Origin of the sequence: Alteromonas sp. 07-89-2, from assembly GCF_013113925.1 — a bacterium.
Taxonomy (GTDB): Bacteria; Pseudomonadota; Gammaproteobacteria; order Enterobacterales; family Alteromonadaceae; genus Alteromonas; species Alteromonas macleodii.
The window spans coordinates 18,044-30,262 of sequence record NZ_VTYM01000020.1; the positions used below are offsets into that span (position 1 = coordinate 18,044).

11 protein-coding genes are annotated in these 12,219 nt (G+C 44.8%); 10 read left to right on the plus strand and 1 reads right to left on the minus strand.

Translation table 11 applies throughout. The features are described from left to right. Window positions 1-277 precede the first annotated feature (277 nt). Window positions 278-1,072 carry a type I methionyl aminopeptidase gene (gene map, locus F0261_RS13630; protein ID WP_014948551.1) on the minus strand — a complete coding sequence of 265 codons (795 nt, stop codon included), beginning with the start codon at window positions 1,070-1,072 and terminating at the stop codon, window positions 278-280. A 412-nt stretch (window positions 1,073-1,484) separates the two neighbouring features. On the opposite strand from map, the gene rpsB reads away from it, so the two are divergent. The 10 genes from rpsB to F0261_RS13680 all read left to right on the plus strand — a co-directional run bounded on the left by rpsB (window position 1,485) and on the right by F0261_RS13680 (window position 12,123). Next, window positions 1,485-2,216: a 30S ribosomal protein S2 gene (rpsB, locus tag F0261_RS13635; RefSeq protein WP_014948552.1), complete on the plus strand. Its 732-nt coding sequence runs from the start codon at window positions 1,485-1,487 to the stop codon at window positions 2,214-2,216. 121 nt (window positions 2,217-2,337) lie between these two features. After that, window positions 2,338-3,210, plus strand: a complete 873-nt coding sequence (gene tsf / locus F0261_RS13640; protein ID WP_014978551.1) for a translation elongation factor Ts — start codon at window positions 2,338-2,340, stop codon at window positions 3,208-3,210. Between the two features lie 237 nt (window positions 3,211-3,447). After that, a complete protein-coding gene (gene pyrH, locus F0261_RS13645) occupies window positions 3,448-4,185 on the plus strand; it encodes a UMP kinase (RefSeq protein ID WP_014948554.1) in 738 nt (245 codons plus the stop codon). 23 nt (window positions 4,186-4,208) lie between these two features. Further along, complete coding sequence (gene frr, locus F0261_RS13650; protein ID WP_014948555.1) at window positions 4,209-4,766, plus strand: ribosome recycling factor; 558 nt, start codon at window positions 4,209-4,211, stop codon at window positions 4,764-4,766. 9 nt (window positions 4,767-4,775) lie between these two features. After that, window positions 4,776-5,558 carry a polyprenyl diphosphate synthase gene (gene uppS, locus F0261_RS13655; protein ID WP_014948556.1) on the plus strand — a complete coding sequence of 261 codons (783 nt, stop codon included), beginning with the start codon at window positions 4,776-4,778 and terminating at the stop codon, window positions 5,556-5,558. A gap of 54 nt (window positions 5,559-5,612) precedes the next feature. Further along, the gene (locus tag F0261_RS13660) at window positions 5,613-6,476 is read left to right on the plus strand and encodes a phosphatidate cytidylyltransferase (RefSeq protein ID WP_014948557.1); all 864 of its coding nucleotides are present in this window, start codon (window positions 5,613-5,615) and stop codon (window positions 6,474-6,476) included. Continuing rightward, window positions 6,476-7,663, plus strand: coding sequence for a 1-deoxy-D-xylulose-5-phosphate reductoisomerase (ispC, locus tag F0261_RS13665; protein ID WP_171338234.1), 1,188 nt, complete (start codon window positions 6,476-6,478; stop codon window positions 7,661-7,663). The genes F0261_RS13660 and ispC overlap by 1 nt, the downstream gene beginning before the upstream one ends. Beyond that, window positions 7,657-9,009 carry a sigma E protease regulator RseP gene (gene rseP, locus F0261_RS13670; protein WP_171338235.1) on the plus strand — a complete coding sequence of 451 codons (1,353 nt, stop codon included), beginning with the start codon at window positions 7,657-7,659 and terminating at the stop codon, window positions 9,007-9,009. Before ispC ends, rseP begins: the two co-directional genes overlap by 7 nt. A gap of 58 nt (window positions 9,010-9,067) precedes the next feature. Then, window positions 9,068-11,545, plus strand: coding sequence for an outer membrane protein assembly factor BamA (gene bamA / locus F0261_RS13675; protein ID WP_171338236.1), 2,478 nt, complete (start codon window positions 9,068-9,070; stop codon window positions 11,543-11,545). Window positions 11,546-11,607: 62 nt separating this feature from the next. Next, window positions 11,608-12,123: an OmpH family outer membrane protein gene (locus F0261_RS13680; protein WP_039230508.1), complete on the plus strand. Its 516-nt coding sequence runs from the start codon at window positions 11,608-11,610 to the stop codon at window positions 12,121-12,123. Window positions 12,124-12,219 lie beyond the last annotated feature (96 nt).

Sequence of the window (12,219 nt, forward strand, 5' to 3'; positions counted from 1 at the left end):
TAGCATGAATTGCTAGTAGTTCGCAGTAGCAAATTAATGCATAAGTTAGGTTGAATTGTGAATATTTATGGTTTTTTGTTATAGGTGTGTAGCGCAGTAAATATGAGGGGAGTGGGCACACGATGCCGAACTTTGATAGTTGGAATTTGAGCTAACGAGCCAATAAAAAGCAGCCGCGAATTCAACGGCTGCTTTGCATAATTCGATAGACTCAATCTTCTGAAATCATATTTTTAACGCGATTATTTGAAACGTTATCAATATTGTCGAAGTCGATTTATCCGTGAGAAATGATGCGTTCCAAGGTTTCTTCTTCGCGAAGCGTAAGAATCTCAACGCCGGTTTCAGTGACCAATAGGGTGTGCTCCCATTGGGCGCTTAAACTTCTGTCTTTAGTTACCACCGTCCATTGGTCTGGTAGCACTTTTGAGTAGCGCTTGCCTGCGTTGACCATAGGCTCGATGGTAAAGCACATGCCTGGCTCTAACACATCACCCGTACCTGGCTTACCGTAGTGAACAATTTGTGGTTCTTCGTGGAAACTAGCGCCAATACCGTGGCCACAGTATTCACGAACTATTGAATAGTTATGCGCTTCAGCATGGGTTTGACAAATATGACCGATATCGCCAAGACGCATGCCCGGTTTCACTTGCTCAATAGCTTTGTATAAGCATTCTTGGGTAACGCGAATTAGGCGTTCTGCAAGAATAGAAGGCTTACCCACCACAAACATTTTTGACGTATCGCCATGATAGCCATCTTTAATAACTGTCACGTCGATATTAATGATGTCGCCGTCTTTCAGTTTTTTGTCAGAAGGAATACCGTGGCAAATACAGTGGTTTACCGACGTACAGATAGACTTTGGAAAAGGCGGATGGCCATAGTTTAAAGGCGCAGGTACCGCTTTTTGCTCATTCACAATGTAGTCGTGGCAAATAGTATTTAGCTCATCTGTGGTAACGCCTTTCTTTACGTAAGGCCCTATCATAGTAAGCACCTCGGCTGCCAATTTACCGGCTACGCGCATTTTTTCGATTTCTTCTGGGGTTTTGATAATAGCTGTCACAGCGCCTCTCAAATCGTTTGAAACTAGTTTGATGAAGAATTTTGATTACTTACGCATTATAACACTATTCAGGTCATTCTTAGTAAGGTTATGATACTGTTGGCTTTTATCTGCTAAAGGCAGAGGTGGAAAGCGAGCTCATTAAGGGTTCTATACTTTCTTTAACCTAAATACTTCAAATTGTCGCTTTTTACCCTCAAAACTTGAGGCTTAGGTGGTATTGTGATATAAAGCGCGCGCCCTGACGGAAAGCTCATTTTGCCACGTGCATTTGGCACCGTTTTAGAGGGTAAATTTATTTTATTAAAACACACATATACCGACACTTCGTATCGGGGTGTTCAGTTCAATTTAGGTTGGTCTGAATCGATACAAGGGGTATATGGAGGCCTAACCCCAAGAGGAAAATAAAATGGCTAATGTTTCTATGCGTGACATGCTGAAAGCAGGTGTGCATTTCGGTCACCAAACTCGTTACTGGAACCCAAAGATGAAGCCTTTCATCTTCGGCGCTCGTAACAAAGTTCATATCATCAACCTTGAAAAAACGGTTCCACTTTTCAACAACGCACTTAACTACCTTTCAGGTGTTGCGTCTAAGAAAGGTAAAATCCTTTTCGTTGGTACTAAGCGCGCAGCTGGCGAAGCAGTTAAAGATGCTGCTCTTAAGTGCGACCAGTACTACGTAAACAAGCGTTGGTTAGGTGGTATGCTGACTAACTGGAAAACAGTACGTCAGTCAATCAAGCGTCTTAAAGATCTTGAGCAGCAAAGCCAAGACGGTACGTTTGAGAAGCTAACTAAGAAAGAAGCACTTATGCTTCAGCGCGAAATGGACAAGCTTGAAAACAGCCTTGGCGGTATCAAAGACATGGGCGGTCTTCCAGACGCGATCTTTGTTATCGACGCAGATCACGAGCACATTGCTGTAACAGAAGCTCGTAACCTAGGTATTCCTGTTGTTGGTGTTGTTGATACTAACTCTAACCCAGACGGTGTTGATTACATCATCCCTGGTAACGACGATGCTATCCGCGCTATCCAACTTTACTTGGATGCTGCTGCAAACGCTATCAACTCAGGTCGCGAAAGCAACCTTGAAGTACAAGCTGAGCAAGACGACTTCGTAGAAGCAGCAGAGTAATTCTGATTGCTTACTGTCATATCTTAATAATATGGCAGTACTACAATACGAAACGTATTGAGAGGGGCGACATCGCCCCTTTTACCTAACGAATTTATATTTAATGCTGAGGAATTGAAAAATGGCAGTGACTGCAGCACTAGTTAAAGAACTGCGCGAACGTACTGGCGCAGGTATGCTGGATTGTAAAAAAGCCCTGGTTGAAACGGATGGTGACATTGAGTTAGCCATTGAAAACATGCGTAAATCAGGCCAAGCGAAAGCGGCTAAAAAAGCAGGCCGTATCGCAGCTGAAGGTGTAATCCTTACTAAGGTTGAAGCAGGTCGTGCGACTATGCTTGAACTTAACTGTGAAACTGACTTCGTAGCACGTGACGAAGGTTTCCTTAAGTTTGGTAACGAGCTACTAGAAGTAGCTGCTGCTAACAACATCAACGACATCGACGCGCTTAACGATGCAGAACTTAACGGTTCTAAAGTAAGCGAAGTTCGTGACGCACTTGTTGCTAAAATCGGCGAAAACATCTCTCCTCGTCGCGTTATCAACGTTGAAGGCGATACACTAGGCGCGTATGTACACGGCGGCCGTATTGGTGTTATCTCTATCCTTACTGGCGGTGACGAAGAGCTAGCGAAAGACGTTGCAATGCACGTTGCAGCTGCAAGTCCGCAGTTCGTTAAGCCTGAAAACGTTCCAGCAGAAGTTGTTGAGAAAGAGAAAGAAATCCAAATCGAAATCGCTATCCAGTCTGGTAAGCCAGCTGATATCGCTGAGAAAATGGTTGCAGGCCGCATGAAGAAGTTCACTGGCGAAGTGAGCTTGACTGGTCAGCCTTTCGTAAAAGATCCTTCAATCTCTGTTGCTGAGCTTCTTAAGAACAACAGCGCAGACGTAATCAACTTCGTACGTTTCGAAGTTGGTGAAGGTATCGAGAAGAAGACTGAAGACTTCGCTGCTGAAGTAGCTGCTCAAATGGCGGCTGCTAAGAAATAATTGAGTGTTTATCTTTTGCATTAAGCAATAGTTAGATAAACTACAAAGCACCTCTTAGGAGGTGCTTTTTTATAGCTGAACGTCTTTAGTGTTGCCATTGCAATGCGTAAGTGTGAAGCTAGGCGAGATTAAGTACGCGCCTGCCTGACAAACGAAAGCGCTTTGTCCTATGTTTTTTACATCGGTGGCTTGTTGAAAGACATAGGACAAAACGGGTTTACGAGGACAATTCAAACTATGAGTATCACACCAAAATCAGCATACCGACGCATTTTGTTAAAGCTTAGTGGTGAAGCCCTAATGGGGGCGGAAGGCTTTGGCATAGACCCTAAAGTGCTAGATAGAATGGCACAAGAAATTAAAGAGCTGGTTGAACTTGGTGTTCAAGTTGGTCTTGTTATCGGTGGTGGTAACTTGTTCCGTGGCGAAGGCTTAGCAAAAGCGGGAATGAACCGCGTTGTTGGCGATCACATGGGAATGCTGGCTACCGTAATGAATGGCTTAGCCATGCGCGATGCGCTTCATCGTGCATTTGTAAATGCGCGAATGATGTCAGCAATACCGCTAAACGGTGTTTGCGATGCCTACAACTGGGCAGAAGCCATTAGCCTTCTTAAGTCAGGCCGTGTTGTTATCTTCTCTGCCGGTACAGGCAACCCTTTCTTTACCACAGACTCAGCGGCTTGTTTACGCGGTATCGAAATTGAAGCCGACGCGGTATTGAAAGCGACAAAAGTTGATGGTGTTTACAGCGATGATCCGGTGAAAAATCCAGAAGCAACGCTTTATGAAGAACTGACTTATCAAGAAGTACTAGAAAAAGAACTTAAAGTGATGGACTTGTCAGCGTTTACTTTGGCGCGCGATCACAGCTTGCCAATTCGCGTATTCAACATGAATAAGCCAGGTTGCCTGAAGCGTGTTGTGATGGGCGAAAAAGAAGGTACTGTTATTCGCCACGCTGACAACGATTAATTAAGAACAATAGGATACAAATCGTGATTGATGAAATTGAATTAGATGCGCAAGAGCGCATGGAAAAAAGCCTAGTTTCTCTTAAGGGCCAATTCAGCAAAATCCGCACAGGTCGTGCGCATCCAAGCCTTCTAGATGGCATCATGGTACCTTATTACGGCGTAGACACGCCGCTAAAGCAAGTGGCTAACGTCGTTGCAGAAGACAGTCGTACTCTAGCGTTAACTGTGTTTGATAAAAGCGCCATTCAAGCGGTAGAAAAAGCCATTATGCAGTCTGATTTGGGTTTAAACCCAATGAGTGCAGGTGGTTCAATTCGTATTCCTCTTCCTCCACTTACTGAAGAGCGTCGTAAAGACCTTATCCGCGTTGTTCGCAATGAAGCGGAAGGTGGTCGTGTCGCTATCCGTAACATCCGTCGTGACGCGAACGGTGACATCAAAGATCTTCTTAAAGAAAAAGAAATCAGTGAAGATGAGAGCCGCGCTGCTGAAGAGAACATTCAATCTATTACTAACGATTTCATTAAGAAAGTTGACAGCATGCTTGCTGACAAAGAAAAAGAACTAATGGAAGTATAAGTAAGTATTATGATTGGAAAGCGTTTAAGCGCAGCCAAATCGACAAAAGCAGAGGTGCCAGCAGAATCTGCTGGCCCGAAGCATGTTGCAATCATTATGGATGGCAATGGTCGATGGGCGCAAAAGAAAGGGAAAATTCGTACCTTTGGTCATAAAGCCGGGGTAGAGTCTGTTCGTTCTGTTGTGCGCTTTGCACGTCAAAACGGTATTGAATCACTTACGCTATTCGCGTTTTCAAGTGAGAACTGGAAACGTCCTGAGGAAGAAGTCAGTGTCTTAATGGAGCTGTTCAATCTTGTCCTCAATAGCGAAGCAAAAAGACTACACAAAAATGGTGTACGTCTACAGGTTATTGGTGATGTTGAGGCGTTTGATGCCAAGCTTGTCGAAAAAATTCGTAAAGCTGAAGACATGACCAAAGACAACAAAGATTTGGTCTTGAATATCGCCGCAAATTACGGTGGTAGGTGGGACATTGTAAACGCGGCTAAGCAGCTTGCTACGCAAGTGAAAAGCGGCGAACTTGATGTGGAAAGCATCTGTGAAGACGCACTGAATGCGCACATTTCAACAGCTAACCTTCCTGAGTTAGACCTCCTTATCCGCACAGGTGGCGAACACCGTATTAGCAACTTCTTGCTGTGGCAATGTGCCTATGCAGAGTTGTACTTTACCGACGTACTATGGCCCGACTTCAACGAAGACGTGTTTCAATTGGCCGTAGACGATTTTAACGTTCGCCAACGTCGCTTCGGTTTAACCGGTGAACAGGTGGTCACAGCCGATGGTTAACACCATACAGGCAATTATCAGGCTTGCCCTGGTAACGATAGCCAAGGGCAAATTATGCTAAAACAACGAATAATAACTGCATTAATCCTCGCGCCACTGGCGCTTTACGCTATTCTCTTTCTTCCTATTTTTTGGTTTGAAATAGCCATTGCTGGTGTTGTCGGCATTGGCGCTTATGAATGGGCGAATATGTCAGGTGTATGTGAACGTCCTAAAAAGCTCATTTATATGGCAGGTGCCTTTGCCATATGTATAGCCTTGTCTCTTATTGTTGATGCCAGCACGATTTGGTATCAAGGCCAATTACATGGTTTATACCGTGCCATATTAACGGTTGCCGTATTATGGTGGATAGCGTCTTTATTTATGGTGCTAGCCTATCCCAAATATTCCAAGTTCTGGAAAGACAGTCGCAGCGTTAGAACCCTATTTGGAGCACTTACGCTTATACCCACATGGGTAGCGGTTGTTGCGCTTCGCACGAGCTTGCACGATGTTGATCCTTTCTACGGCGCTTCACTCATCTTCTATGTGCTGGGGATTGTTTGGGCTGCAGATATAGGTGCATTCTTTGTTGGCGTAAAATTCGGACGCCACAAGTTACGCCCTAACGTATCGCCAGGTAAAAGTTTAGAAGGCTTGTTGGGCGGTATTGCAGCTTCATTCGCTATTATCGCTTTTGCGGCCCTTCACTATCAGGTAGAGCCTTCGCGTATTTGGCTTCACCTTGCTATTGGCGGTATTACGGTGGCTGTTTCCGCCCTTGGCGATTTAAACGAAAGCATGCTTAAGCGTTGTGCGGGCATTAAAGACAGCGGCAAAATTCTCCCTGGGCACGGTGGTGTACTCGATAGAATCGACAGCTTAACTGCGGCATTCCCTGTTTTTGCGTTCTGCTATGTAACCTGGATGGCGTAATGCAAACAGTAACAGTGTTAGGGGCCACAGGCTCCATTGGTTGTAATACACTCGACGTAATAAACCGCCACCCAGACAAATATCGCGTATTTGCTATTACTGGCAACTCACAGCTTGAATTGCTTATGGAGCAGGCTCAGAAATGCGCGCCGCGCTATGTGGTAATTGCTGATGACGCAAACTACAAACTAGCCTGTGAGTTAGCATCCCAGTACGGTGTGGATGCAGAAATTCTCGCTGGTATTAAGGCGCTGGAAGAAGTATCCAGTGCACCTGAAGTTGATGCTGTAATGGCAGCCATTGTGGGTGCAGCAGGGCTTTTACCTACACTGGCAGCAGTAAAAGCGGGTAAACGGGTTTTGCTTGCCAATAAAGAAGCGTTAGTCATGTCTGGTGCTTTATTTATCGAGGCTGCGAACCAAAGCGGCGCTGAAATTCTTCCTATCGACAGCGAGCACAACGCCATATTCCAGTGCCTACCGCACGATTATGAATACGGTAACTTTGCTGCATCCGGCATTCGTAAAATTCTCTTAACGGGTTCTGGTGGTCCGTTTAGAGAAAGACCGCTTGATAGCTTCTCGTCAATTACAATCGATGAAGCCAGTACACACCCTAACTGGTCGATGGGCAGAAAAATTACAATCGACTCTGCAACTATGATGAACAAGGGGCTCGAGTTCATTGAAGCTTGTTGGTTGTTCGGTGCTGGTGCAGATGATATTGATGTGGTTATTCACCCGCAAAGTATTATTCATTCTATGGTGCAATATGTTGATGGCTCCGTGATCGCACAAATGGGCAATCCTGACATGCGTACCCCTATTGCTTATGGTTTGGCGCATCCTGAGCGAATCGAAGCGGGCGTGACGCCGCTCGACTTTTCTGACATTGGCAATTTCAGTTTTCAAACCCCTTGTTTTGAGCGTTATCCGAATTTGAAGCTGGCTATTGATGCGTGTAAAGAAGGGCAATGTGCAACAACGCGAGTGAATGCGTCAAATGAAGTGGCTGTCGAAGCCTTTTTAGAAGGCAAGATTCAGTTTTGTGATATTGCTAAAGTAAATGACGCCACGCTTAATGCTATGCCCAATGTGTCGGTGAATTCTATTCAGCAAATACTAGAGCAAGACAGCCTTGCAAGAGCAAAAGCTAACGAGATTATTCGAGGTAAATTCCAGTGCTAGCATTTTTATGGAGCCTTGGTGCATTCATTGTAGCCTTAGGTATTTTGGTTGCTGTACATGAATGGGGGCACTTTTATGTGGCTCGTAAATGCGGTGTGCAGGTAGAGCGCTTCTCAATTGGTTTTGGAAAGCCTATATGGCGTAAAACAAGTAAATCAGGCACAGAATATGTCATCGCTATGATCCCATTAGGTGGATACGTGCGCATGCTCGATGGACGCATTGATGACGTACCTCCTGAGTTAGAAGACAAAGCGTTTAACAATAAACCGGTTTTGCAGCGCATGGCGGTTATTGCTGCTGGCCCTGGCGTCAACTTTATTTTTGCGTTTTTCGCATTGTGGTTGATGTATTTAGTAGGCTTGGAAACCGTTAAACCTGTGGTTAAAAGCGTTGAACCAGAGAGCATCGCAGCCATTGCTGGTGTACAACCTGGCGATGAGATTATCAAAGTAGGCGACAGGAATACGCCTGATTGGGAAGCGGTAAACCTGGAAATAGTCTCTAATATTGGTGCCGAAAAAGCCAATGTCACGGTTAAAAATTCGTCAAATGTCGAAAAAGAACTGACTTTTACATTGGGTTCTTGGAACTTTGACCCAGATAGTGAGTCTCCTTTAAGCAGCTTAGGGTTAACCCCTTATCGTCCAGATGCAACATTAATCGTTGGGTTTGTAGGTGAAGGAAGCGCGGCTCAGCAAGCAGGTTTAAAACCCGGCGATGAGCTTCTTGCATTAAATGGCGCTAAGTTGTCATCGTGGGAGCGATTAGTTGACGTTATCGTTGAAAGTCCCGGCGAGAATATCTCGCTTGATATACAAAGGGATGGACAACAACTGACGTTAGATGCCACGATAGCGCGCCGCGATACACCACAAGGGCAAAGTGGATATCTCGGTGTAAGCCCAACATTTGAGCCTTGGCCAGAAGGGTATGTGTTTACGCATCAATATGGCATTATAGAGGCTATTGGGAAGGCGCTAGATAAAACATGGCGTCTTATGACACTCAGTGTCGAAATGATAGGCAAGCTCATCACGGGCGACGTGTCAGTGAAAAATTTGAGTGGGCCTATCTCAATTGCTCAAGGTGCGGGAACAAGTGCTGGGTATGGACTTGCGTACTTTTTGAGTTTTCTTGCCTTAATAAGCGTAAATTTAGGCATAATAAATTTATTACCCTTGCCCATGCTTGACGGTGGTCACCTCATGTTTTTTATCGTGGAGTGGATCACAGGCAAACCTGTGCCTGAAGCGGTACAGGAATGGGGTTACAGAATAGGTGGCGTGCTTCTGTTTATGATCATGGGTATCGCAATTTTTAACGATATCGCTCGCATAACCTGATACAAATCAGGAAGTACAAAACAGCTAATACAAAACGCGGCCAGGAAAAGAAAAATAGATGAAGTTAAAACAGTTAGTAGCAGCCGGAGCCATTCTTTCCAGTGCTAGCTTTGCCAATGCTGCGGCGCAAGACAGTGAATTTGTCGTTGAAGACATTCGCGTAGAAGGTTTGCAACGAGTTGCACTTGGTGCAGCCTTAACCTACTTGCCCGTTCAAGTTGGCGACGAGCTTAATACATTCAGGGTAACGCAGCTTATTCGCTCGTTGTACTCTTCAACTCACTTTGAAAATGTTGAAATTCTTCGCGATGGCAATACGCTCGTTGTACGTGTGTCTGAACGTCCAACTATCAGTAATATTATTTTTGATGGCAATGATGATATTAAAGATGAGCAACTTCAGGAAAGCTTGGACGGAAACGGGGTTCGCATTGGTGAGCCGCTTGATAAGACCGTACTAACCTCTATTGAGAATGGCCTGAAAGACTTCTTTTACAGCATCGGTAAATATAATGCTGATGTAACGGCTATCATAACGCCGCTACCGCGTAATCGTGTTGACTTGAAATTACTTTTCGAAGAAGGCGACGCGGCTGAAATTGAACAAATTAATATTGTAGGTAACGAAATCTTCTCAGACGAAGAGCTGATGGATGCTTTTGAGCTACAATACGACACGCCTTGGTGGGATTTTCTGTCGGAAACTCGCTATCAGCAGCAAACGCTGCAAGGGGACATGGAAACGCTGCGTAACCATTACTTAAACCGTGGTTACCTTCGCTTTAACGTTGACTCTACGCAGGTTTCGATGACACCTGAAAAGTCAGGTATCTACATTGCCATGAACGTAACAGAAGGTGAGCAATACACCATTTCTGAAGTGGAATTGGTAGGCGATGTACTCGGACATGAAGAGTATATTGAACGCGTGCTTCCACTTACTACGGGTGAACTCTATAACCAAGCCGAAGTAACGTATACAGAAGAATTTATCAGTAAGTATCTTGGTCGCTTCGGGTACGCTTACCCAACAGTAACTACGGTTCCTGAAATTAATGACGAAGACAAAACGGTTAAGCTCACGCTGTCTGTTGACCCAGGTAAGCGTATATACGTCAACCGTATTAAGTTTAACGGCAACGTGGTAACAGCAGATAATGTACTACGTCAGAACGTTAGTCAGATGGAAGGCACGTGGCTGTCGAATAACTTACTGGAGTCTTCTAAGAACCAGCTTTCTCGTCTTACCTATATGGAAGAAGTTGAGTTTGAAACGGTACGTATTCCGGGGTCGGAAGATAAAGTAGACGTTAATTTTAACGTCAAAGAACAGCCTTCGGGCTCGTTCAACGCAGGTATTGGTTACGGTGATAGAACGAAACTTAGCCTGCAGGCGGGTATCCAACAAGATAACTTCTTAGGTACAGGTAAACGAGTAGGCCTGAACCTAAGTACGGTATCTTACCAGCGTAGTGCGCAAATCACGTATAACGACCCTTACTTTACCATTGATGGTATCAGCTTGGGTGGAAGCATAGGCTACAGTGAATTCGACGGCTCTGACTTTAACGTAATCCAGTACAACTCAAAACGTTGGTCTATTGGTGCGAACATTGGTTATCCGATTAACGAATTCAACCGTATTAACTTCGGTTTGACCTACAGCAACGTAGAGCTATTCAACCGTGGCTACTACGAGCAGACTGAGCAGTTCTATAATCAGTTTACTAACGGTGAAGACCCAGACGCGGCTATTAAATATGATAGCTATTTGGCTAGCATAAGTTGGAGCAGAAGTACGCTTAACCGCGGTTTGTTCCCAACCGCCGGTTCATCTCAGCGTGCGTCATTCAGTATTACAACGCCTAACTCAGACGTTAACTACTTCAAGACAGTATTTGACGGTAAGTGGTACTTCCCATTATCTCGTAACCAGCGTTGGTCTTTCTTAGCGCGTGTACGTCTTGGCTACGGTAATGGTTATGGTGATATTAACGGTAATGAACAAATATTACCGTTTACAGAGAACTTTACTGCGGGTGGTTCAGACTCACTACGTGGCTTTGAAAACAACACGGTAGGTCCTCGCGGTATATTCTTAGGCAATACGGGTACCATTGTTGGGCCTGACGGTGAAGTGTTCCCAGGCGATCCAGCTGATGCTCAGCTATCTTGGTCGACGCGAAGCCTAGGTGGTAACGCTATGGCCCTTGGTGGTGTAGAACTTATAGTTCCTACACCGTTTGTTGAAGAAGAAATGGATAATTCAGTTCGCACAAGTTTGTTTGTGGATGTGGGTAACGTGTGGGATACTGAGTTCGACTATGACTATTACCGTCAGTTTGACATAGCATCATCGCAAAATGGCGAGCTATTGGACTATTCTGACTGGAGCCTGTATCGTAGCTCGGCAGGTATATCAGTCCAGTGGATATCGCCAATGGGACCGATGGTATTCAGCTTCTCGAAAGCGATACAGCAACGTGATGGTGACGATGCGAGATTCTTCACTTTCAACATTGGTCAAACTTTCTAAGACATTAAAGCGGGCGCGTTTTAAGGCGCGCTCTATAATAAGATTTACAAAAGGAGTTCCCTTTGAAACAGTTGGTTAAACATATCGTTGCAGGAGCAATGTTGGGTAGCGCTTTAGTTAGTACATCTGTAATGGCTGAGCAGAAAGTTGCAGTTGTCGATGTGCAAGGTATTTTCCAAGCGATGCCTCAAGCGGCTGAAATTCAAAACGCTATTCAAGCTGAATTTAAAGATCAGCTTGAAGAAGTGAATCAACTGCAGCGTGATGGTCAGTTCTACGCAGAACGTCTTCAGCGCGACGCAGCGACAATGAGCGATGCAGAGAAGAAAGAACTAGAACAAAAAATCTTGTCAGTACGTGAAGAGCTAGCTAAAAAAGGTCAACCTTTGCAGCAAAACATTCAACGTCGCAGCAACGAAGAGCGCAACAAGCTTCTTGGCCTAATCAAGCAAGCTATTGACTCTGTTGCAGCAAAGCAAGGTTATGACCTGGTACTTAACTCTGGTGCAGTTGCGTTTGCAAAAGAAGAGCACGACTTATCTGAGCAAGTTCTTCAGCAAGTAAGCAAAACTAACTAATAACTGCACTAGTCAGTTGTAAAATTTATCAGACCAACTCCCCAAAGGTGTTGGTCTGATTTGTTTTTTGCGCTTAACAGCGTATGGTTGCCGCCG